At 70.3% G+C, this 22,664-nt stretch carries 21 protein-coding genes; 3 read left to right on the top strand and 18 right to left on the bottom strand.

Annotation, left to right across the window (positions count from 1 at the left end):
* Nucleotides 1-2 precede the first annotated feature (2 nt).
* From nuoL to ABZ484_RS13690, 12 genes are read right to left on the bottom strand one after another with little or no spacing between them, the layout of a single operon-like run.
* The gene (gene nuoL / locus ABZ484_RS13635) at nt 3-1,949 is read right to left on the bottom strand and encodes an NADH-quinone oxidoreductase subunit L (RefSeq protein WP_358866052.1); all 1,947 of its coding nucleotides are present in this window, start codon (nt 1,947-1,949) and stop codon (nt 3-5) included.
* 15 nt (nt 1,950-1,964) lie between these two features.
* Complete coding sequence (nuoK, locus tag ABZ484_RS13640; RefSeq protein WP_358866053.1) at nt 1,965-2,264, bottom strand: NADH-quinone oxidoreductase subunit NuoK; 300 nt, start codon at nt 2,262-2,264, stop codon at nt 1,965-1,967.
* On the bottom strand, nt 2,261-3,103 hold the full coding sequence (locus ABZ484_RS13645; RefSeq protein ID WP_358866054.1) for an NADH-quinone oxidoreductase subunit J: 843 nt from the start codon (nt 3,101-3,103) through the stop codon (nt 2,261-2,263). Before ABZ484_RS13645 ends, nuoK begins: the two co-directional genes overlap by 4 nt.
* Nucleotides 3,100-3,741, bottom strand: coding sequence for an NADH-quinone oxidoreductase subunit NuoI (nuoI, locus tag ABZ484_RS13650; RefSeq protein WP_358866055.1), 642 nt, complete (start codon nt 3,739-3,741; stop codon nt 3,100-3,102). The genes ABZ484_RS13645 and nuoI overlap by 4 nt, the downstream gene beginning before the upstream one ends.
* Complete coding sequence (gene nuoH, locus ABZ484_RS13655) at nt 3,734-5,098, bottom strand: NADH-quinone oxidoreductase subunit NuoH (protein ID WP_358866056.1); 1,365 nt, start codon at nt 5,096-5,098, stop codon at nt 3,734-3,736. The genes nuoI and nuoH overlap by 8 nt, the downstream gene beginning before the upstream one ends.
* Nucleotides 5,095-7,599 (bottom strand): NADH-quinone oxidoreductase subunit G, encoded by a 2,505-nt coding sequence (locus ABZ484_RS13660; protein ID WP_358866057.1) that lies wholly within the window; start codon nt 7,597-7,599, stop codon nt 5,095-5,097. Before ABZ484_RS13660 ends, nuoH begins: the two co-directional genes overlap by 4 nt.
* Nucleotides 7,596-8,972, bottom strand: a complete 1,377-nt coding sequence (gene nuoF / locus ABZ484_RS13665) for an NADH-quinone oxidoreductase subunit NuoF (RefSeq protein ID WP_358866058.1) — start codon at nt 8,970-8,972, stop codon at nt 7,596-7,598. The genes ABZ484_RS13660 and nuoF overlap by 4 nt, the downstream gene beginning before the upstream one ends.
* Nucleotides 8,972-9,751, bottom strand: coding sequence for an NADH-quinone oxidoreductase subunit NuoE (nuoE, locus tag ABZ484_RS13670; RefSeq protein WP_358866059.1), 780 nt, complete (start codon nt 9,749-9,751; stop codon nt 8,972-8,974). The genes nuoF and nuoE overlap by 1 nt, the downstream gene beginning before the upstream one ends.
* Nucleotides 9,748-11,079 carry an NADH-quinone oxidoreductase subunit D gene (locus tag ABZ484_RS13675; RefSeq protein WP_358866060.1) on the bottom strand — a complete coding sequence of 444 codons (1,332 nt, stop codon included), beginning with the start codon at nt 11,077-11,079 and terminating at the stop codon, nt 9,748-9,750. Before ABZ484_RS13675 ends, nuoE begins: the two co-directional genes overlap by 4 nt.
* On the bottom strand, nt 11,076-11,813 hold the full coding sequence (locus ABZ484_RS13680) for an NADH-quinone oxidoreductase subunit C (RefSeq protein ID WP_358866100.1): 738 nt from the start codon (nt 11,811-11,813) through the stop codon (nt 11,076-11,078). The genes ABZ484_RS13675 and ABZ484_RS13680 overlap by 4 nt, the downstream gene beginning before the upstream one ends.
* A gap of 50 nt (nt 11,814-11,863) precedes the next feature.
* Nucleotides 11,864-12,418, bottom strand: coding sequence for an NADH-quinone oxidoreductase subunit B family protein (locus ABZ484_RS13685; protein WP_358866061.1), 555 nt, complete (start codon nt 12,416-12,418; stop codon nt 11,864-11,866).
* A 14-nt stretch (nt 12,419-12,432) separates the two neighbouring features.
* Entirely contained in the window at nt 12,433-12,792 is a 360-nt protein-coding gene (locus ABZ484_RS13690) for an NADH-quinone oxidoreductase subunit A (RefSeq protein WP_007383963.1), read from the bottom strand.
* Nucleotides 12,793-13,675: 883 nt separating this feature from the next.
* On the opposite strand from ABZ484_RS13690, the gene ABZ484_RS13695 reads away from it, so the two are divergent.
* Complete coding sequence (locus ABZ484_RS13695) at nt 13,676-14,512, top strand: C40 family peptidase (protein WP_358866062.1); 837 nt, start codon at nt 13,676-13,678, stop codon at nt 14,510-14,512.
* A gap of 144 nt (nt 14,513-14,656) precedes the next feature.
* Here the strand turns inward: ABZ484_RS13695 and ABZ484_RS13700 are convergent, their stop codons facing one another.
* Nucleotides 14,657-15,949 carry a geranylgeranyl reductase family protein gene (locus tag ABZ484_RS13700; protein ID WP_358866063.1) on the bottom strand — a complete coding sequence of 431 codons (1,293 nt, stop codon included), beginning with the start codon at nt 15,947-15,949 and terminating at the stop codon, nt 14,657-14,659.
* A gap of 98 nt (nt 15,950-16,047) precedes the next feature.
* Between ABZ484_RS13700 and ABZ484_RS13705 the strand changes: the two genes are divergently transcribed.
* Complete coding sequence (locus ABZ484_RS13705) at nt 16,048-16,563, top strand: GNAT family N-acetyltransferase (protein ID WP_358866064.1); 516 nt, start codon at nt 16,048-16,050, stop codon at nt 16,561-16,563.
* Between the two features lie 119 nt (nt 16,564-16,682).
* Nucleotides 16,683-17,006, top strand: a complete 324-nt coding sequence (locus ABZ484_RS13710; RefSeq protein WP_358866065.1) for a PASTA domain-containing protein — start codon at nt 16,683-16,685, stop codon at nt 17,004-17,006.
* Between the two features lie 22 nt (nt 17,007-17,028).
* On the opposite strand, the gene ABZ484_RS13715 is transcribed toward ABZ484_RS13710, so the two are convergent.
* From ABZ484_RS13715 to ABZ484_RS13735, 5 genes are all read right to left on the bottom strand, one after another.
* Nucleotides 17,029-17,721: a demethylmenaquinone methyltransferase gene (locus tag ABZ484_RS13715; protein ID WP_358866066.1), complete on the bottom strand. Its 693-nt coding sequence runs from the start codon at nt 17,719-17,721 to the stop codon at nt 17,029-17,031.
* Between the two features lie 100 nt (nt 17,722-17,821).
* Complete coding sequence (locus tag ABZ484_RS13720; RefSeq protein WP_358866067.1) at nt 17,822-18,280, bottom strand: hypothetical protein; 459 nt, start codon at nt 18,278-18,280, stop codon at nt 17,822-17,824.
* 7 nt (nt 18,281-18,287) lie between these two features.
* Nucleotides 18,288-19,502, bottom strand: coding sequence for a cyclic dehypoxanthinyl futalosine synthase (gene mqnC / locus ABZ484_RS13725; RefSeq protein WP_358866068.1), 1,215 nt, complete (start codon nt 19,500-19,502; stop codon nt 18,288-18,290).
* A gap of 105 nt (nt 19,503-19,607) precedes the next feature.
* Nucleotides 19,608-21,527: a protein kinase gene (locus ABZ484_RS13730; protein ID WP_358866069.1), complete on the bottom strand. Its 1,920-nt coding sequence runs from the start codon at nt 21,525-21,527 to the stop codon at nt 19,608-19,610.
* 164 nt (nt 21,528-21,691) lie between these two features.
* Nucleotides 21,692-22,540, bottom strand: a complete 849-nt coding sequence (locus ABZ484_RS13735; protein WP_358866070.1) for a menaquinone biosynthesis protein — start codon at nt 22,538-22,540, stop codon at nt 21,692-21,694.
* Nucleotides 22,541-22,664 lie beyond the last annotated feature (124 nt).

The raw sequence follows: 22,664 nt of genomic DNA on the forward strand, positions 1-22,664 counted from the left end.
TATCAGACCGCCCTCATCAGCAGGGTCGCGGCGACCAGGAGCGCCGCACCGCCGAACATCGAGACCGCGTAGGAGCGCGCGAAGCCGTTCTGCAGCCGGCGCATCCGTCCGGACAGGCCGCCCATCGAGGCCGCCGTGCCGTTGACGACGCCGTCGACCAGGGTGTGGTCGACGTACACCAGGGACCGGGTGAGGTGCTCGCCGCCGCGGACCAGTACGACGTGGTTGAAGTCGTCCTGGAGCAGGTCGCGCCGGGCCGCCCGGGTGAGCAGCGACCCGCGCGGGGCGACGGCCGGGACCGGCTTGCGGCCGTACTGGGCGTAGGCGATCGCGACGCCGACGACCAGGCACACGATGGTCGCTCCGGTGACCGTCAGGGCGCTGACCGGCGAGTTGCCCTCACTGTGCCCGGTGACCGGCTCCAGCCAGTGCAGGAAGCGGTCGCCGATGCTGAAGAACGCGCCGCCGAAGACGGACCCGACGGCCAGCACGATCATGGGGATCGTCATGACCTTCGGCGACTCGTGCGGGTGCGGCTCCGCGTGCTCGCCCCGCTCCTCGGCCGCCGGCTCCACGCCGGGCTCGGCCGGGGAGGCGGTGGGCTGGTGGCGCCAGCGCTCCTCGCCGAAGAACGTCATCAGCATCACCCGCGTCATGTAGTACGCCGTGATGGCCGCGCCCAGCAGGGCCGCGCCGCCGAGGATCCAGCCCTCGGTGCCGCCCTTGGCGAAGGCCGCCTCGATGATCTTGTCCTTGGAGAAGAAGCCGGACAGGCCGGGGAAGCCGATGATGGCGAGGTAGCCGAGGCCGAAGGTGATGAACGTGACCGGCATGTACTTCCTGAGGCCGCCGTACCTGCGCATGTCGACCTCGTCGTTCATGCCGTGCATGACGGAACCGGCGCCGAGGAACAGCCCGGCCTTGAAGAAGCCGTGCGTCACCAGGTGCATGATCGCGAAGACGTAGCCGATGGGGCCGAGGCCCGCGGCCAGCACCATGTAGCCGATCTGCGACATGGTCGAGCCGGCCAGCGCCTTCTTGATGTCGTCCTTCGCGCAACCGACGATCGCACCGAACAGCAGCGTGACCGCGCCGACCACGGTGACGGCGAGCTGCGCGTCGGGCGCCGCGTTGAAGATCGCGCCGGAGCGGACGATGAGGTAGACGCCCGCGGTCACCATCGTGGCGGCGTGGATGAGCGCGGAGACCGGGGTCGGGCCCTCCATCGCGTCCCCGAGCCAGGACTGCAGCGGCACCTGGGCGGACTTGCCGCACGCGGCGAGCAGCAGCATCAGGGCGATCGCGGTGAGCCTGCCCTCGCCGGTGTCCCCCGCATGGCTGAGGACCGGGCCGAAGGCGAAGGTCCCGAACGTCGTGAACATCAGCATGATCGCGATCGACAGACCCATGTCGCCGACGCGGTTGACCAGGAAGGCCTTCTTCGCGGCGGTGGCCGCGCTGGGCTTGTGCTGCCAGAAGCCGATCAGCAGGTAGGAGGCGAGACCGACGCCCTCCCAGCCGACGTACAGCAGCAGGTAGTTGTCGGCGAGGACGAGCAGCAGCATCGCCGCGAGGAACAGGTTGAGATAGCCGAAGAAGCGGCGGCGCCGCTCGTCGTGCTCCATGTACCCGATTGAGTACAGGTGGATCAGTGAGCCGACGCCGGTGATCAGCAGCACGAACGTCATCGACAGCTGGTCGAGCCGGAAGGTGACGTCCGCCTGGAAGCCGGCCACCGGGATCCAGCTGAACAGGTGCTGGATCATGGTCCGGTTTCCGGCGTCCTTGCCGAGCAGGTCGGCGAAGAGGACCAGGCCGATCACGAAGGAGACGGCCGCGAGCAGGGTGCCGAGCCAGTGGCCGACGGCGTCGAGCCGCCGGCCGCCGACCAGGAGGACGGCCGCTCCGAGCAGGGGCGCCGCGATCAGCAGCGCAATCAGGTTGTCCACGATTCTTCCGACCCCTTACAGCTTCATCAGGCTGGCGTCGTCGACCGAGGCCGAGTGGCGGGAACGGAACAGCGACACGATGATCGCGAGACCGACCACGACCTCCGCTGCGGCGACGACCATCGTGAAGAAGGCGATGATCTGGCCGTCGAGACTGCCGTGCATCCGGGAGAAGGCGACGAACGCGAGGTTGCAGGCGTTCAGCATCAGCTCGATGCACATGAAGACCACGATGGCGTTGCGCCGGATGAGGACGCCGGTGGCGCCGATCGTGAACAACAGGGCGGCGAGATAGAGGTAGTTGACGGGATTCACTTCGACGCCTCCTCGGTCCGCTTGAAGGCCGACGGCTGGATCTCGGTGCGCTCCAGGCGTTCCTCGGCGCGCTGCTCCAGGGCCTTGAGGTCGTTCAGCGCCTCGGCGGATACGTCCCGGATCTGACCGCGCTCGCGCAGGGTCTTGCTGACCGTGAGCTCGGAGGGGGTGCCGTCGGGCAGCAGACCCGCGATGTCCACCGCGTTGTGCCGGGCGTAGACGCCGGGGGCCGGCAGCGGCGGTACGTACTTCCCCTCGCGCACGCGCTGCTCGGACAGCTCGCGCTGGGTCCTGGCGCGCTCGACGCGCTCCCGGTGGGTGAGGACCATGGCGCCGATGGTGGCCGTGATGAGCAGGGCGCCGGTGAGTTCGAAGGCGAACACGTACTTGGTGAAGATGAGGGACGCCAGTCCCTCCACGTTGCCGTTCGCGTTCGCCTTGCCGGTGCCGGCGAAGTCCTTCAGGGAGGCGTTGGCGATACCCGCGAAGAGCAGGACGCCGAACCCGAGCCCACACAACAGGGCCAGCCAGCGCTGGCCCTTGATGGTCTCCTTCAGGGAGTCCGCGGCGGTCACACCGACGAGCATCACCACGAACAGGAACAGCATCATGATCGCGCCGGTGTAGACGACGATCTGCACGATGCCGAGGAAGTAGGCGCCGTTGGCGAGATAGAACACCGCCAGGACGATCATGGTGCCGGCCAGGCACAGCGCGCTGTGCACGGCCTTCTTCATGAAGACGGTGCACAGGGCCCCGATCACCGCGACGGTGCCGAGGACCCAGAACTGGAAGGCCTCACCGGTGGAGGTGGTGTAGGCGGCGAGTTGTGCGGTCATCGGCCGATCACCTTCTCCGAGGCCGGCTCGTCCTCGCCGAAGGTCGCCGCCGCCTCCTGCGGGCTCTCGCCCTTGGAGACGGCGACCTGGCGCACCGTGCCGGGCGCGGCCTCCGTCACCAGGCCCCGGTAGTAGTCCTGCTCGTCCGTCCCGGGGTAGATGGCGTGCGGCGAGTCGACCATGCCCTCTTCGAGGCCGGCGAGCAGCTGTTCCTTGGTGTAGATGAGGTTCGCGCGACTGGAGTCGGCCAGTTCGAACTCGTTGGTCATCGTCAGCGCGCGCGTGGGGCACGCCTCGATGCACAGGCCGCACAGGATGCAGCGGGCGTAGTTGATCTGGTAGACGCGGCCGTACCGCTCGCCCGGCGAGTAGCGCTCCTCGTCGGTGTTGTCGGCGCCCTCCACGTAGATGGCGTCGGCGGGGCAGGCCCAGGCGCACAGCTCGCAGCCGACGCACTTCTCCAGGCCGTCCGGATGGCGGTTGAGCTGGTGCCGTCCGTGGAAGCGCGGAGCGGTGGTCTTCTTCTGCTCCGGGTACTGCTCGGTCAGCCGCTTCTTGAACATGGCCTTGAAGGTCACGCCGAAGCCGGCCACGGGGTTCATGAAACCGGGTGTGGTCTCCTTGGGCTCCTCAGCCATCGGACGCCTCCTTTCCATCCAGAGATCCGTCACTGGCAGTATCCGATCCGCCACTGACAATCAACTCGCCCTCGCGGCGGGGGCGGCGCCGCGGCACCGCCGGCAACTCCTGACCCGGCAGCGGCGGCACGGGGAACCCGCCGGCCATCGGGTCGAACCCGGCCGGTTCGGCCGCCGGCTGCTCGGCCGCCTTCGCCTTCTCGCGGAACATGTCGGCGACGAAGGACAGCACCAGCAGGGCCAGGACCGCGCCACCGACGTACAGGGCGATGTCGGCGAAGTCGTAGTTCTCGTTCCTGAGGGTCCGCACGGCCGCGACGAGCATCAGCCAGGTCACGGAGACCGGGATCAGGACCTTCCAGCCGAGCTTCATCAGCTGGTCGTAGCGGACCCGGGGAAGGGTGCCGCGCAGCCAGATGAAGAAGAACAGCAGCAGCTGCACCTTGATCACGAACCAGAGCAGCGGCCACCAGCCGTGGTTGGCGCCGGCCCAGAAGGTGCTGATCGGCCAGGGGGCCCGCCAGCCGCCGAGGAAGAGCGTGGTCGACACGGCCGAGACCGTCACCATGTTCACGTATTCGGCGAGCATGAACATCGCGAACTTGATCGACGAGTACTCGGTGTTGAACCCGCCCACCAGGTCGCCCTCGGACTCCGGCATGTCGAAGGGGGCGCGGTTGGTCTCGCCGACCATGGTGACGATGTAGAGGATGAAGGAGACCGGCAGCAGCAGGATGTACCAGCGGTCGTGTTGCTGCGCGACGATCGTCGACGTCGACATCGAGCCCGAGTACAGGAACACCGAGGCGAACGCGGCGCCCATGGCGATCTCGTAGGAGATCATCTGCGCGCACGAGCGCAGGCCGCCGAGCAGCGGATACGTCGATCCGGAGCTCCAGCCCGCCAGCACGATGCCGTAGATGCCGACCGAGGCGACCGCGAGCAGGTAGAGCACCGCGATCGGCAGGTCGGTCAGCTGCATGGCCGTGCGGTGGCCGAAGATCGAGACCTCGTTGTCCGCCGGGCCGAAGGGGATCACCGCGATCGCCATGAAGGCCGGGATGGCCGCGACGATCGGCGCGAGGACGTAGACCACCTTGTCCGCGCGCTTGACGACGACGTCCTCCTTGAGCATCAGCTTGATGCCGTCGGCGAGCGACTGGAGCAGTCCCCAGGGGCCGTGCCGGTTCGGGCCGATGCGCAGCTGCATCCAGGCGACGACCTTGCGCTCCCAGACGATGGAGAACAGCACGGTCACCATCAGGAACGCGAAGCAGAACACCGCCTTGACGACGACCAGCCACCAGGGGTCGGTGCCGAACATCGAGAGGTTCTCTGCGGCGAGGTACGGGCTCATGCCTCCACCTCCTTGGGGGCCTCGGTCGCGCGGGTCGCCGGGCCGATGCGGACGAGGGAGCCGGGCAGGGCCCCGGTGCCGGAGGCGACGCCACCACCGACGGAGTTCAGCGGGAGCCACACCACCCGGTCGGGCATCTCGGTGATCTCCAGCGGGAGTTCGACCGTCCCGGAGGGGCCGGTCACGGCGATCGGGTCGCCGTCGGCGACGCCCGCCTCGGCGGCCGTGGCGGCCGACACGCGCGCGCGTGCCGCGTGCCGGGTCCCGGCGAGCGCCTCGTCGCCCTCCTGGAGGACGCCGTGGTCGAGCAGGAGCCGGTGCCCGGCGAGCACCGCCTCCCCGGTGGCCGGCCTGGGCAGCACGCCCGCGCTGTCCAGCGGGTCGGTGGCGCGCGGTCCGGTCCAGGCGCCGAGCCGGTCCAGCTCGGCGTGCGCGGTCCGCAGGTCCGGCAGCCCCAGATGGACGTCCATGGCGTCGGCCAGCATCTGGAGCACCCGCAGGTCGCTGGGCGCCAGGCGGCGGGTCATCTGGTCGGGCTTGAGCGCGGCCTCGAAGAAGCGCACCCGGCCCTCCCAGTTGAGGAAGCTGCCGGACTTCTCCGCGACGGCCGCCACGGGCAGGACCACGTCCGCGTGCTCGGTGACCTCGCTGGGCCGCAGCTCCAGCGACACCAGGAAGCCGACCTCCGCCAGGGCGGCACGCGCGCGTGCCGGGTCGGGCAGGTCGGCGACCTCCACACCGGCGACGACCAGCGCCTGCAACTGGCCGTCGGCCGCGGCCTGGACGATCTGGGCGGTGTCACGGCCGTAGCGGTGCGGGAGTTCGGCGACGCCCCACACGGCGGCGACCTCCTCCCGCGCGCGCGGGTCGGTCGCCGGGCGGCCGCCCGGCAGCAGCGACGGCACGGCGCCCGCCTCGATCGCACCGCGCTCGCCCGCCCGGCGCGGCATCCACACCAGCTGGGCACCGGTCGCGGACGCGGCCCGTACGGCGGCGGTGAGTCCGCCCGCCACCGAGGCCAGCCGCTCTCCGACGACGATCACGGCTCCCTCGGCGCGCAGCGCCTGCGCGGCCTGTGCGCCGTCGTCCTCCAGGCCGACACCGCTCGCCAGCGCGTCCAGCCACTCGGTCTCGGTGCCCGGCGCGGCCGGCAGCAGCGTGCCGCCCGCCTTCTGAAGGCCCCGGGTGGCGTGGGTGGCCACGGCGAACACCTTCTGCCCGTGCCCCCGCCAGGCCTTGCGCAGCCTCAGGAAGACCCCGGGCGCCTCCTCCTCGGACTCGAAGCCGACGAGCAGGACCGCGGGTGCCTTCTCCAGGGAGGTGTACGTGACACCCGTACCGTCGACGTCCCGTCCGCGTCCGGCGACCCGGGCGGCCAGGAAGTCTGCCTCCTCGCTGCTGTGCACGCGTGCGCGGAAGTCGATGTCGTTGGTGTCGAGCGCCACGCGCGCGAACTTGCTGTACGCGTAGGCGTCCTCGACGGTGAGCCGGCCGCCGGTGAGGACGCCGGTCCGGCCGCGCGAGGCGAGCAGGCCCTGGGCGGCGATCTCCAGCGCCTCCGGCCAGGACGCCGGGACGAGCTCGCCCTCGGGGTTGCGCACCAGCGGCGTCGTCAGCCGGTCCTTCTGCTGCGCGTACCGGAAGGCGAACCTGCCCTTGTCGCAGATCCACTCCTCGTTGACCTCGGGGTCGTTGGCGGCGAGCCGCCGCATGACCTTGCCGCGGCGGTGGTCGGTGCGGGTGGCGCAGCCGCCCGCGCAGTGCTCGCAGACCGACGGCGACGACACCAGGTCGAAGGGGCGGGAGCGGAACCGGTAGGCCGCCGAGGTCAGCGCGCCGACCGGGCAGATCTGGATGGTGTTGCCGGAGAAGTACGACTCGAACGGGTCGCCCTCGCCGGTGCCGACCTGCTGAAGCGCCCCCCGCTCGAGCAGCTCGATCATCGGGTCGCCGGCGACCTGGTTGGAGAACCGGGTGCAGCGCGCGCACAGCACGCACCGCTCGCGGTCCAGCAGCACCTGCGTGGAGATCGGCACGGGCTTCTGGAACGTCCGCTTCTTCCCCTCGAAGCGGGACTCGGCGTTGCCGTGCGACATGGCCTGGTTCTGGAGCGGGCACTCGCCGCCCTTGTCGCAGACCGGGCAGTCCAGCGGGTGGTTGATGAGCAGCAGCTCCATCACACCCTTCTGCGCCTTCTCCGCGACCGGCGAGGTCAGCTGGGTCTTGACCACCATGCCGTCCGTGCAGGTGATGGTGCAGGACGCCATCGGCTTGCGCTGGCCCTCGACCTCGACGATGCACTGGCGGCAGGCACCGGCCGGGGCGAGCAGGGGGTGGTCGCAGAACCGGGGGATCTCGATGCCGAGCCGCTCGGCGGCCCGGATGACCAGCGTGCCCTTGGGCACGCTGATCTCGATGCCGTCGATCGTCAGCGTCACGAGATCTTCCGGCGGGAGTGCCGCCTCACCGCCCGAGGAGGGGGCGTTGGTGGTCACGGTCATGCGAGCACCTCCGTGTGCTGGTCCGCCCAGGCCGTCGACTTGGCCGGGTCGAAGGGGCAGCCGCGGCCCGTGATGTGCTCCTCGTACTCCTCGCGGAAGTACTTCAGGGAGGAGAAGATCGGCGAGGCCGCACCGTCGCCGAGGGCGCAGAAGGACTTGCCGTTGATGTTGTCGGCGATGTCGTTCAGCTTGTCGAGGTCGGCCATGACGCCCTTGCCGGCCTCGATGTCCCGCAGCAACTGAACGAGCCAGTACGTCCCTTCACGGCAGGGTGTGCACTTGCCGCAGGACTCGTGGGCGTAGAACTCGGTCCAGCGGGTCACGGCCCGCACCACGCACGTCGTCTCGTCGAAGCACTGGAGGGCCTTGGTGCCGAGCATGGAACCGGCGGCGCCGACACCCTCGTAGTCGAGGGGGACGTCGAGGTGCTCGTCGGTGAACATCGGCGTCGAGGAGCCGCCCGGGGTCCAGAACTTCAGCCGGTGCCCGGGGCGCACGCCGCCGCTCATGTCGAGGAGCTGGCGCAGCGTGATGCCGAGCGGCGCCTCGTACTGGCCGGGGGCGGCGACGTGGCCGCTGAGCGAGTACAGCGTGAAGCCCGGGGACTTCTCGCTGCCCATCGACCTGAACCATTCCTTGCCGTTTTTCAGGATGGCGGGAACCGACGCGATCGACTCGACGTTGTTCACCACAGTCGGGCACGCGTAGAGGCCCGCGACAGCAGGGAAGGGGGGACGGAGCCGCGGTTGACCGCGGCGGCCTTCGAGCGAGTCCAGCAGCGCTGTTTCCTCACCGCAGATGTAGGCGCCCGCGCCCGCGTGCACGGTGATGTCCAGGTCGATTCCGCTGCCCAGGATGTTCCTGCCGAGGTAGCCCGCCGCGTAGGCCTCGCGCACGGCCGAGTGCAACCGCCGCAGCACGGGGACGACTTCACCCCGCAGATAGATGAAGGCATGCGACGACCTGATGGCATAGCACGCGATCACCATGCCCTCGATGAGGCTGTGCGGGTTCGCGAAGAGGAGCGGGATGTCCTTGCAGGTGCCCGGCTCCGATTCGTCGGCGTTGACAACTAGATAGTGCGGCTTTCCATCACCCTGGGGAATGAACTGCCACTTCATCCCCGTCGGGAACCCAGCGCCGCCACGCCCGCGTAGACCGGAGTCCTTGACGTACGCGATCAGGTCGTCCGGCGACATGGCGAGTGCCTTGCGAAGTCCCTCGTATCCTTCGTGCCTTCGGTAGGCGTCCAGCGTCCAGGACCTGTCCTCGTCCCAGAAGGCCGACAGCACGGGTGCGAGCAGCTTCTCCGGGCTGGACTCTCCCCCAGCCTCCGGCTGGGAGGTGCCCCCATATCGAGTGGACAAGGTCATCACTCCCCCTCCTCAGCGCGGTGGTCGGAGGGCTGCTGGTCCCCGGCCCCCTGGGTGCGCGGGTGGACCACGCGCGCGGGTGCGGCCTCTCCCCTGGCCAGGCGGAGGCCCACCAGCGAGGCGGGTCCCGCGCTGCCGCCGGCCTCGGTGGCCCCCTGCCGCTCGTCGGGGAAGCCGGCCAGGATCCGGGCGGTCTCCTTGAAGGTGCACAGCGGCGCGCCGCGGGTCGGCGACACCGGCCGGCCCGCCCTAAGGTCGTCGACGACGCGCCTGACGGTCGCCGGGGTCTGGTTGTCGAAGAACTCCCAGTTGACCATCACGACCGGCGCGTAGTCGCAGGCCGCGTTGCACTCGATGTGCTCCAGGGTGATCTTGCCGTCGTCGGTGGTCTCACCGTTGCCGACGCCGAGGTGCTCCTGGAGCGACTCGAAGATCGCGTCGCCGCCCATCACCGCGCACAGGGTGTTGGTGCAGACGCCCACCTGGTAGTCGCCGGACGGCTTGCGCCGGTACATGGTGTAGAAGGTGGCGACCGCGGTGACCTCGGCCGTGGTCAGGCCGAGTACGTCCGCGCAGAACTGCATCCCGGTGCGCGTGACGTACCCCTCCTCCGACTGCACCAGGTGCAGCAGCGGCAGGAGGGCGGACCGGGAGTCGGGGTAGCGGGCGATGATCTCGCGCGCGTCGGTCTCCAGACGGGCGCGGACGTCGTCCGGGTAGTCGGGCGCGGGCAGCTGCGGCATGCCCAGGCTGACGCCCTCGGAAGAAGAGGTGGTCACCGGTCGACGCCTCCCATCACGGGGTCGATGGACGCGACGGCGACGATGACGTCGGCGACCTGGCCGCCCTCGCACATCGCCGCCATGGCCTGCAGGTTGGTGAAGGACGGGTCGCGGAAGTGGACCCGGAAGGGGCGGGTGCCGCCGTCGGACACGGCGTGCACTCCGAGCTCGCCCTTGGGCGACTCGACCGCCGCGTACGCCTGTCCCGGCGGGACGCGGAAGCCCTCGGTGACCAGCTTGAAGTGGTGGATCAGGGCCTCCATGGAGGTGCCCATGATCTTCTTGATGTGGTCGAGGGAGTTGCCCAGTCCGTCCGGCCCCAGGGCGAGCTGGGCGGGCCAGGCGATCTTCTTGTCGGCGACCATGACCGGGCCGGGCTGCAGCCGGTCCAGACACTGCTCGACGATCCGGAGCGACTGGCGCATCTCCTCCAGGCGGATCAGGAAGCGGCCGTAGGCGTCGCAGGTGTCGGCGGTCGGGATGTCGAAGTCGTACGTCTCGTAGCCGCAGTACGGCTGGGTCTTGCGCAGGTCGTGCGGCAGGCCGGTGGCGCGCAGGATCGGGCCGGTGGCGCCGAGGGCCATGCAGCCGGCCAGGTCGAGGTAGCCGACGTCCTGCATGCGGGCCTTGAAGATGGGGTTCCCGGTGGCGAGCTTGTCGTACTCCGGGAGGTTCTTCTTCATCTTCTTCACGAACTCGCGGATCTGGTCCACCGCGCCGGGCGGCAGGTCCTGGGCGAGTCCGCCGGGCCGGATGTACGCGTGGTTCATCCGCAGGCCCGTGACCAGCTCGTAGATGTCGAGGATCATCTCCCGGTCGCGGAACCCGTAGATCATGATCGTGGTGGCGCCCAGCTCCATGCCGCCGGTGGCGATGCACACCAGGTGGGAGGAGAGGCGGTTCAGCTCCATCAGGAGCACCCGGATGATCGTGGCCCGGTCGGGGACCTGGTCCTCGATGCCGAGGAGTTTCTCGACGGCGAGGCAGTAGGCGGTCTCGTTGTAGAAGGACGTCAGGTAGTCCATGCGCGTGACGAAGGTGGTGCCCTGCGTCCACGTGCGGTACTCGAGGTTCTTCTCGATGCCGGTGTGCAGATAGCCGATGCCGCAGCGGGCCTCGGTGACGGTCTCGCCCTCGATCTCCAGGATCAGGCGCAGCACCCCGTGGGTGGACGGGTGCTGGGGGCCCATGTTGACGACGATGCGCTCGTCGTCGGCGCGGGCCGCGGACTGGACGACCTCGTCCCAGTCGCCACCGGTGACCGTGTAGACGGTGCCTTCCGTGGTCTCGCGGGCCGCCGCGGAAGAGGGGGTGTGCGTGCTCATGAGTACGACCTCCGCTGGTCCGGAGCCGGGATCTGTGCGCCCTTGTACTCGACGGGGATGCCGCCGAGGGGGTAGTCCTTGCGCTGCGGGTGGCCCTGCCAGTCGTCCGGCATCATGATCCGGGTCAGCGCGGGATGACCGTCGAAGACGATCCCGAAGAAGTCGTAGGTCTCGCGCTCGTGCCAGTCGTTCGTCGGATAGACCGAGACCAGCGACGGGATGTGCGGGTCGCTGTCGGGGGCGCTGACCTCGAGGCGGATCAGCCGGTTGTGGGTGATCGAGCGCAGGTGGTAGACGGCGTGCAGCTCGCGGCCCTTGTCGTGCGGGTAGTGGACGCCGCTGACTCCCGTGCACAGCTCGAAGCGCAGGGCGGGGTCGTCGCGCAGGGTGCGGGCGACGCGCAGCAGGTGTTCGCGCTCGATGTGGAAGGTGAGCTCGCCGCGGTCGACGACCGTCTTCTCGATGGCGTTGTCGGGCAGGAGTCCCTGTTCCTCCAGCGCGCCCTCGAGCTCGTCGGCGACCTCGTCGAACCAGCCGCCGTAGGGCCGGGTGGCCGGTCCCGGGAGGCGGACCGAGCGGACCAGGCCGCCGTAACCGGAGGTGTCGCCGCCGTTGTTGGCGCCGAACATGCCGCGCTGGACGCGGATCTCCTCGCCGCCCTCGCCGCGCCGGCCGGGCAGGTTCTCGGCGGAGAGGTCCTTCTCCGGGTTGACCCCGTTCGCGGACCCGTTCAGCCCGTTCGCGCCGCCCGTGCCCTTCGCACCGCCGGTGCCGTTCACGTCGCTCACCGCAGCAGCCCCTTCATCTCGATCGTGGGCAGGGCCTTGAGCGCCGCCTCCTCCGCCTCGCGGGCCGCCTCCTCGGCGTTCACGCCGAGCTTGGTGGACTGGATCTTCTGGTGGAGCTTGAGGATCGCGTCCATCAGCATCTCGGGGCGGGGCGGGCAGCCGGGAAGGTAGATGTCGACGGGGACGACGTGGTCGACGCCCTGGACGATCGCGTAGTTGTTGAACATGCCGCCCGAGGAGGCGCAGACACCCATGGAGATCACCCACTTGGGGTTGGGCATCTGGTCGTAGACCTGCCTGAGGACCGGCGCCATCTTCTGGCTGACCCGGCCGGCCACGATCATCAGGTCCGCCTGACGGGGCGAACCGCGGAACACCTCCATGCCGAAGCGCGCCAGGTCGTAGCGGCCGGCGCCGGTGGTCATCATCTCGATCGCGCAGCAGGCGAGGCCGAAAGTGGCCGGGAAGACGGACGCCTTGCGCACCCAGCCCGCGGCCTGCTCGACGGTCGTCAGCAGGAATCCGCTCGGCAGCTTTTCTTCGAGTCCCATGTCTGTAAGGCCCCTCAGTCCCATTCCAGGCCGCCGCGCCGCCATACGTACGCGTAGGCGACGAAGACGGTGAGCACGAAGAGCAGCATCTCCACGAGCCCGAAAACACCCAGGGCGTCGAAGGTGACCGCCCACGGGTAGAGGAAGACGATCTCGATGTCGAAGACGATGAAGAGCATCGCCGTCAGGTAGTACTTGATGGGGAAGCGCCCGCCGCCGGCCGGCGTGGGGGTCGGCTCGATACCGCACTCGTACGCCTCGAGCTTGGCGCGGTTATACCGCTTCGGACCGATCAGCGTGGCCATGACCACGGAGAAGATCGCAAAGCCTGCCCCGAGGGCTCCCAGTACGAGGATGGGCGCATACGCGTTCACCGCTCCTCGCTCCTCTCAGTCGGCACTGACTGCTGGCGGTTGCGCTGGACTCAGATCCGTCTCATCTGTCCCACCACCCCCGCCGGCCCCGCGAAGATCGAGAACATGTGAAGCAGGTCACAAGCCCAACTGCAGGGCATCTTATGCCCGACGCTCTGTGATCTGCGACACGGGGTATTACTCGAGCTTTGTGATCTCCACCACCTGACGAACGATCATCAAGGCGGATGAGCGGTGATCTTCGCACTCGAAGCACCTGAGCGATCACCAGTGGTTACATTTTACCTCGTATTTGCAGGTGAGAGGGGGTCTGCACTATCAGATGCCCAACGTCCGGCGCAAAGTGGCAAGGGCCGTCAAGACCTTGATATAGGGCTGCTTTTCACACATCGGGGGGACGGCGGAACGGGAAGTGGACACGTTCACCGCTTCACAAGCGGGCGCCCGTCAGCACGAGAGGCGCCAGGCGGCACCAAAGGGGCCACTGAGTTCTTCGAGGCTCGCGGGATCGGCGTGACTCTTGTGATGAAAGGGACTTCAGTTCATCAAACCGGCATAACCCTCACATCGCCCTCCGCGACCGCGAATGGGCCTGATACCCAGACGCAGGGCGGCATGGTGACCGTTCCGTGACCTCCGCCACATCCATGAGAAGGCCATGAGAACCGGGCTTGGCCAACGGTCCCGACCAGTGGTAGGCGCAGGGCAATTCGGGCGTAACAGCGAAAGACCATGATCACAGGCATGATCACGTGCGCCCGCAATGTCCGTTACGGCGTCAATAAAGAACGACACGCCCGGGATTCGAGCCCCCCGTTGAGTAAATGTGGCGCAGCACACGTTTCTTGAAGATATGAAGGAGCCCCTGATACCGGTTGTTCCCATGTCCCACACCGCTCACATACGCAGCCACCGGAAGCCCCGCCGTAGCGCGTCGAAAATCGCGATGCGGGCCGGAGTTGCCGGTGGCGTCCTCGGCACCCTGGCGGTAGCCAGTGCGTCCGCCTCGTCGGCGAACGCGGCCGAGCCGGTCACCCAGACCCTCGAACTGCCCACGCTGACCGCCGACCTGGCCGCCCAGGTCGCCCAGTCCGCGGACGCCACGCAGCAGGCCGCCGCGAACTACCAGCTCCAGGCCGAGCGCGACGCGGCCGCCGCGAAGGCCGCGAAGCAGGCCAAGTCGGACCTGGCGGAGGCGAAGAAGAAGGCCGAGGCCGCGGCCAAGAAGAAGGCCGCCGAGGCCGCCGCTCGCAAGGCCGCCGCCGAGCGCGCCTCGCGCAGCACCGCGCGGACCACGCTCTCCGCCTCGACGGGCTCCGGCGTCTCCGCCTCCGCCTCCGTCTCCACGAGCACGTCCACGGCCACCGGTTCGGCCGCCGCCGTCATCTCCTTCGTCAAGGCGCAGATCGGCAAGTCCTACGTCATGGGCGCCACCGGGCCCAGCGCCTACGACTGCTCCGGCCTGGTGCAGGCCGCCTTCAAGCAGGTGGGCATCAGCCTGCCGCGCGTCTCGCAGGACCAGTCGACCGCCGGCACCCAGGTGTCGCTGTCCAACCTGCAGCCCGGCGACATCCTCTACTGGGGCGGCGCGGGCAGCGCGTACCACGTGGCCGTGTACGTCGGTGACGGTATGTTCGTCGGCGCGCAGAACCCCTCCACCGGCATCGTGGAGAAGCCGCTGTCGTACGACCCGCCGACCGGCGCGGTCCGGGTGCTCTGAGGCACCGCACAGAGCCGTACGGGGTGAAGGGCCGCAGCCGCTCGGGGGCAGCGGCCCTTCCGGCGTCACCGGTCGCGGACACAGGAACGGATGAGGCCGGCTCGGGAACGAGCCGGCCTCTGAGTCATCGCGTCCCGCGGCGGTTCACGCCTTCGGCGCCACCTTGCTCAGGCCGTTGATGATGCGGTCCATCGCGTCGCCGCCCGTGGGGTCGGTGAGGTTGGCCAGCAGCTTGAGGGTGAACTTCATCAGCAGCGGGTGGGTCAGGCCGCGCTGGGCGGCGATCTGCATGACCTTCGGATTGCCGATGAGCTTCACGAAGGCCCGGCCCAGCGTGTAGTAGCCGCCGTAGGTGTCCTTCAGGACGCGCGGGTAGCGCTGCAGGGCGAGTTCGCGTCCGGCGGCCGTGCCGCGGGAGTGCGCCTGGACGATGATGTCGGCGGCGAGCTGGCCGGACTCCATGGCGTAGGCGATTCCCTCGCCGTTGAAGGGGTTCACCAGCCCGCCGGCGTCACCGACGAGCAGCAGCCCGCGCGTGTAGTGCGGCTGGCGGTTGAAGGCCATGGGCAGCGCGGCACCGCGGATCGGTCCCGTCATGTTCTCCGGCGTGTAGCCCCAGTCCTCGGGCATGGAGGCGCACCAGGCCTTGAGGATCTCGCGCCAGTCCAGCTCCTTGAAGGAGGCGGAGGTGTTGAGCACGCCGAGGCCCACGTTGGACGTGCCGTCGCCCATGCCGAAGATCCAGCCGTAGCCGGGCAGGAGACGGTCCTGGGAGCCGCGCCGGTCCCACAGCTCCAGCCAGGACTCGAGGTAGTCGTCCTCGTGGCGCGGCGAGGTGAAGTACGTCCGTACGGCCACGCCCATCGGGCGGTCCTCGCGGCGGTGCAGGCCCATCGCCAGGGACAGCCGGGTGGAGTTGCCGTCGGCGGCGACGACGAGCGGTGCGTGGAAGGTGACCTCGCGCTTCTCCTCCCCCAGTTTGGCCTTCACCCCGGTGATGCGGCCGGTGCGGTCGTCGACGACCGGCCCGGAGACGTTGCAGCGCTCGAACAGCCGCGCGCCCGCCTTCTGGGCCTGCCGGGCGAGCTGCTCGTCGAAGTCGTCGCGTTTGCGGACGAGTCCGTAGTCGGGGAAGGAGGCGAGTTCCGGCCAGTCCAGCTGGAGTCGGACACCGCCGCCGATGATGCGCAGCCCCTTGTTGCGCAGCCAGCCGGCCTCCTCCGAGATGTCGATGCCCATGGCGACGAGCTGCTTGACGGCGCGCGGGGTGAGGCCGTCGCCGCAGACCTTCTCGCGCGGAAAGGCGGTCTTCTCCAGCAGGAGTACGTCGAGACCGGCCCGCGCGAGGTGATACGCGGTGGTGGAACCGGCCGGCCCCCCGCCCACGACGATCACATCGGCGGTGTTCTCGGAGAGGGGCTCAGTCACGACGGTCACGGCGGGATCTCCCCAAGTTCGAAATCTGCGTGCCGACCGGCACTGGACATGGGCAGTCTATTCAGCAGAATTGATCACCCGGCCGAAGGGATGCCCCCGTGAACCGAGCCCTCCCCGTCGTACGGCTGCGCGTCCCCACCGACGAGGACGCCGTCGCCTGGCACCGGATCTTCGACGACCCGGACGTCATGGAGTTCCACGGCGGCAAGTCGGCCGAGCTGTCCGTCTACGAGGAGCTCACCGCCCGCCAGCGCCGGCACGACGCCGAACGGGGCTTCTGCCTCTGGACGATGCTGGACGAGTCCGGCACGGTCATCGGTTTCACCGGCGCCCAGCCGTGGCCGGGCGACTGGGGTCCGGTCGGGGAGATCGAGATCGGCTGGCGGCTCGGACGGGAGTACTGGGGCCGGGGATACGTCACCGCCGCCGCCCGGTTGACCCTGGAGCGGCTGCGCGCGGTGGGGCTGCCGACGGTGGTGGCCATGGTGGACGCGCGCAACGCGCGGTCCATCGCGGTCACCCGGCGCCTCGGCATGCGCCTGGCGGAGACCTTCGTGACCCCGGTGTTGCGGCGCGAGGGCCACTGCTACCGGCTCGACCTCGGCGCTTCGTGACGGAGCGTATTCGATTGTCACGGAAAGACACCTGACGCTTCCGGGCGGCACCCTGGCCGGTTACCCTTCCAGTACCGCTGGGGGTGACGTCTGTGCACATAACACCCAAGACACCGGAAGTGCGTGTTCCGCGCCTGGTCGGACTGATGGCCGTGGACGCGCGCGAGACCGCCCGGGCGCGGGGCCTGTTCCTCAACGCTCCCGACCGCCCCGACTTCCACCTGACCGTCGTCGACTACGTCGTACGCCAGTACCCGCAGCCCGGCGCCGAGGTGCCCCGGGACTCCATGGTCTACGTGTGGTTCGACTTCGGCCTGGGCGAGGGCGGTGGAGGCGTCCGCGAGCCGCGCGTGCCGAGGCCGCCCGCGGGCGGTCTGTCCCGGGAACTGGACGAACCGGGCCGGCCGTACGCCGTCACCCCGGCAGCCGTCACCCCCACATGAGAACGACGGCCCGCCTGGGCACTCAGGCCTTGAAAGCCCGGTGCAGCGCCACGATGCCGCCGCTGAGGTTGCGCCAGGCCACCTGCGACCAGCCCGCCGTGCGCAGCCGCTCGGCCAGCGCGGGCTGGTCGGGCCAGGCGCGGATGGACTCGGCGAGGTAGACGTACGCGTCGGGGTTGGAGGACACCGCGCGTGCCACGGGCGGCAGGGCGCGCATCAGGTACTCGGTGTAGACGGTGCGGAACGGCGCCCAGGTGGGGTGCGAGAACTCGCAGATCACCACCCGGCCGCCGGGCCGGGTCACCCGGTGCATCTCGCGCAGCGCCGCGTCGAAGTGCTGGACGTTGCGCAGCCCGAAGGAGATGGTGACCGCGTCGAAGGTGTCGTCCTTGAACGGCAGCCGGGTGGCGTCGCCCGCCGTGAACGGCAGCCAGGAGTGCCGCCGCTTGCCGACCTGGAGCATGCCGAGGGAGAAGTCGCAGGGGACGACGTAGGCGCCGGCGCGGGTGAAGGGCAGCGAGGAGGTGGCCGTACCGGCGGCGAGGTCGAGGACCTTCTGCGCCGGCCGGGCGTCGACCGCTCTGGCGACCTCCTTGCGCCACCGCCGGTCCTGTCCCAGGGACAGCACGTCGTTGGTCAGGTCGTACCGTTCCGCCACGCCGTCGAACATCGAGGCGACTTCGTGCGGCTGCTTCTCCAGGGATGCGCGGGTCACGGGCCCATTGTGGCAGGCGGGGGTGCGACGTCCCGGAAGCGGCCCGCGCTTGTTCCGCGCGGCGGACGCGCGGGCCTTCAGGACGAGGACCCGCCGGCGCTCAGCGGCGGCGGTGCACGAGGCGTCCGGCGCAGACGGTGGCGAGGCAGGCGCCGGTGCCGTCGAACACGGCGAGGTCGGCGCGGCCGCCGGGAACCAGGGCGGGCGGTGAGGCCGCGCCCGTGAGAACCAGGACGTCGTTCCGCCCGGCGGCGGCGCGGAGTCCGGGCGAGTCGGCGTACGGCTCCAGAACAGCCACCGCCCCCGACTTCAGGACGGCGTGCACGCGTTCGCGGGGCGAGGGGGCGTCCGGGAGGGGACCCGCGTGGACCCGGCCGGGCCCGAGGACACCGGGCCAGCGGCGCACCCGGGCGCCCGGGAACCGCTCGGTCACCTGCGCGAGCGGCCCCACGGCGGCGATCCGGTCGCCCTCGACGGCGACGGCACCGTCGCGCACGGACTCGGGATCGTCGCCCTCCCAGGCGTGGCGGACCTCGTCCGCCGCGTGGATCGTCAGCACGGCAGGCTCAGTTGGACGCCAGCAGCTTCAGCTCGGGGTGTGCGGTGCCACCCGCGATCGCGGTCGAGGAGATGTGGGACATCACGCGGTCGTCGACCGGGTCGTTCGCCGGGTCGTCGTGGACGACGAGGTGCTCGTACGTCGTCGAGCGCTGGGCCGGGACGCGGCCCGCCCGGCGGATCAGCTCGATGATCTCCATCCGGTTGGAGCGGTGCTTGGCACCGGCCGAGGAGACGACGTTCTCCTCCAGCATGATCGAACCGAGGTCGTCGGCGCCGTAGTGCAGGGTCAGCTGGCCGACGTCCTTGCCGGTGGTCAGCCAGGAGCCCTGGATGTGCATCACGTTGTCCAGGAAGAGGCGGGCGATCGCGATCATCCGCAGGTACTCGAAGATCGTGGCCTGGGTGCGGCCCTTCAGATGGTTGTTCTCCGGCTGGTAGGTGTACGGGATGAAGGCGCGGAAGCCGCCCGTGCGGTCCTGGACGTCCCGGATCATGCGCAGGTGCTCGATGCGCTCGGCGTTGGTCTCGCCGGTGCCCATCAGCATGGTGGAGGTGGACTCGACGCCCAGCCGGTGCGCGGTCTCCATGATCTCCAGCCAGCGTTCACCGGACTCCTTCAGCGGCGCGATGGCCTTGCGCGGCCGCTCGGGGAGGAGTTCGGCGCCGGCGCCGGCGAAGGAGTCGAGCCCGGCCTCATGGATCCGGGTGATGGCCTCCTCGACGGAGACGCCGCTGATCCGGGCCATGTGCTCGACCTCGGAGGCGCCCAGCGAGTGGATGACCAGCTGGGGGAAGGCCTCCTTGATGGCGCGGAAGTGCCGCTCGTAGTACTCCACGCCGTAGTCCGGGTGGTGGCCGCCCTGGAACATGATCTGCGTGCCGCCGAGCTCGACGGTCTCGGCGCACCGCCGCAGGATGTCGTCCAGGTCCCGGGTCCAGCCCTTCTCCGTGTCCTTCGGGGCGGCGTAGAAGGCGCAGAACTTGCACGCCGTGACGCACACGTTCGTGTAGTTGATGTTGCGCTCGATGATGTACGTCGCGATGTGCTCGGTGCCCGCGTACTTGCGACGGCGCACGGCGTCGGCGGCGGCGCCCAGCGCGTGCAGCGGCGCGCGACGGTAGAGCTCGAGCGCCTCCTCGGGGGTGATCCGCCCGCCGGCGGCGGCACGGTCGAGGACGGCTGTGACATCAACAGCTGCGAGGTCGGCCTTCTCGGTCACCGGCGGTCCCTTTCGCAGGATTCGTAAGGGTCTGGAAAGACCCGGCCAGCCTACGCCAGCGCCTTCACCGAGCCGACGCCAGGCCGTCCGGTGCCGGGCGTCCCGTCAGTCCACGCGGGTCACGCGGGCCTTGGGGTTTCCGGCCTTCGGGTCCTCGGAGGTGAACCGCAGTGCGTCGGCGCCGTCGGGGCGGAGGTGGACCACATGGGCGTCGGGGACGCAGTGCGAGGGGTTGTCCTTCTTGCCCCGCCCGACGGCCACGAGTTCCTTGCCGGTGACGGACTTCAGGGTGAGGACGTCGACGCAGGCGCCTCCGAAGGCGTCGGTCTGGGTCACCGAGCCGACGACGCCGCCGGGCGCGGCCTGACGGACGACGATGTCGTAGGTGCCGCCGGGTATGTCCACCCCGGCCGCGGTCACCGTGCCGGTGCCGCGCCAGGTGCCGAGGTACACCTTGGGCACGGCGGCGGCCGACGACGACGCGGACGGCCGGCCTCCGGCGTCCGCGGGGGGCGTGCTGCCGGCGTCGGAGGACCCGCCGCCGTGGAGCTGGTTGAGCAGCACCCCGCCCACCGTGGTCACCACCGCCAGCGCTCCCGCGACCGCGAGCACCACACTGCAGCTCAGCCGCCGCCCCCGGCCGCCGTTCCCGGGTGCCGACCCGGCCGCCACGGTGACGGAGAACCTGCCGGGCCCGGACCCGGGTCCCGACCCCGGAGCCGGGTCGCCCGAGAGGCCCGGCGTATCGGAGACGGGCGCGGCCGGGAACGGCGCATCGGCGACCGGTGCGCCGGAGAACGGCGCCGCCGTCGGCTGTCCGGGCAGGGGCGGCAAGGTCGTGGCGGACGCTCGCGGCGGGGACACGGAGGGGGCCGTCGGCATCACGGGCGGCGGACCGAACTCCCCGGTCACCACCGGCGCTTCGGACGTCCGGGCCTCCGGCCCGGAACCGGCGGGCCCGTTCCCCTCCCGCACACCGCCCCCGGCAGCGGTGACCGACGCCCTGCTGAACCCCACCGGGCCGGACGCCGATTCAGCCGGTCCGGCAGGTCCTGCCGCAGCTCCGGCCGGTCCGGCAGCTCCGGCCGGTCCGGCAGCCCCGTCCGATCCGGCGAGCTCGCTGTGCGCGGCCTCCAGGTTCAGCAGGTGTACGGCGCTGCGGCTGACCTGCTCGACCAGCCGGCCCGGAAGCCAGCCGCCGGACACCAGGCCGGCCGCGCCCTCGGGGGCGAGGCGGTGGGCTATCTCGGCGGGGGTGGGGCGGGCGGCCGGGTCCTTGGACAGGCAGGCCCGTGCCAGCTCCCGCAGTTCGCCGTCGGCCAGGGAGTCCAGCTCCGGTTCCTCGTGGACGACCTTGTAGAGCAGTGCCGCCGACGAGTCGCCCGGGAACGGCGGCTCGCCCGTCGCCGCGTGCACCAGGACCGCGCCCAGCGAGAAGACGTCCGCCGCGCCCGTGACGCCCTTGCCGAGGATCTGCTCGGGCGCCATGTAGCCCGGCGAGCCGATCGAGACACCGGACGAGGTCAGCGACGCCGTGCCGTCCATGGCGCGGGCTATGCCGAAGTCGATCAGCAGCGGGCCGTCGAGGGTGAGCAGCACGTTGGACGGCTTCACGTCCCGGTGCACCAGGCCCAGCTCGTGCACCGCCGTCAGTGCCTCGGCCAGACCGGCGACGAGGCCCCGTACGGAGTGCGCGGGCAGCGGTCCCCCGTCCGCGACCGCCGCCGCGAGGGAGGGACCGGCCGCGTAACCGGTGGCGACCCAGGGCACGGACGCCTCCGGGTCGGCGTCCAGCACCGGGGCCGTCCAGGCGCCGCCCACCCGGCGCGCGGCGGCCACCTCGCGCCGGAACCGGGCCCGGAACTCCTCGTCCAGCGCGAAGTGCGGATGCACGATCTTCACCGCGACCGTGCGGCCCCCCGCGCTGCGTCCGAGGTACACACGGCCCATGCCGCCGGAGCCCAGCCGGCCGAGCAGCCGGTAGGGCCCCACAACGGTGGGCTCGTCGGCTCCCAGCGGCTGCATGCGTCCGTCCTCCCCCGTACGACTCCCCCAGCAGGGTAGTGCCGAAGGGCAGGGTCACCCCAGGGACTTCCCGCGGCCCGGACCGCCTACGGCCTAGCGGACGCGACCGGCGCGGGCACGACCGGCATGACCACGGCAGGCGCGGGCACGCCGGCCCGGGCTCGCTACGGCCGCAGCAGGTCGACCTTCACGTCCGCCGGGAAGCCCGTCGTCGGGCCGACCCGGCGGGCGAACTCGGCGACCGCCTCCAGCTGCGGTCCGCCGAAGCTGAAGTCGAGGGTGGTGAAGTACTCCTGAAGGACCTTCTCGTCGAAGGCCTCCCAGCGGGCCGCCTGTTCGGCGACCTTGCCGACCTCCTCCAGGGAAAGGTCGCGGGAGGAGAGGAACGCCTCGTGCACCTTCCGGGTGAGGAACGGCTCCCGCTCGGCGTACTCGCGGCGCGCCGCCCAGACCGCGAAGACGAACGGCAGCCCGGTCCACTCCTTCCACAGCTGCCCGAGGTCGTGCACGTCGAGCCCGTAGCGGGGGCCGTCGTGGAGGTTCGCGCGCAGGGCCGCGTCCCCGATGAGCACGGCCGCCTCCGCCTCCTGCATCATCAGGCTGAGGTCGGGCGGGCAGGTGTAGTAGTCCGGTGTCACGCCGTACCGCTCGGCGAGCAGCAGCTGGGCCAGGCGGACCGAGGTGCGGGAGGTCGAGCCGAGGGCGACACGGGCGCCGTCGAGCCGGTCCAGCGGGACCTGCGAGACGATCACGCACGACATCACCGGGCCGTCGCAGCCGACGGCGATGTCGGGGAAGGCGACCAGGTCGTCGGCGTGCTTGAGGAACTCCACGAGGGTGACCGGGCCGATGTCGAGGTCTCCCCGCACGATCTGCTCGCTGAGCTTCTCCGGGGTGTCCTTGGTGAGCTCGAAATCGAGGAGCGTGCCCGTTCTCGCGAGCCCCCAGTACAGGGGCAGGCAGTTGAGGAACTGGATGTGGCCGACGCGCGGCCGGGTGCGAGAATTGTCCACATCGCGAGACTAGACCCTGGTCGGCACGGCCCTGTCGCCGCCCCCTCGACCGCCCCGGGACCGCCCCGGCTCTCACCCGCCCGGCCGATGCCCGGGCCTACTTCCACCAAATGCTCTGCGTCAA

The organism is Streptomyces sp. NPDC006393 (assembly GCF_040628575.1).
GTDB lineage: Bacteria > Actinomycetota > Actinomycetes > Streptomycetales > Streptomycetaceae > Streptomyces.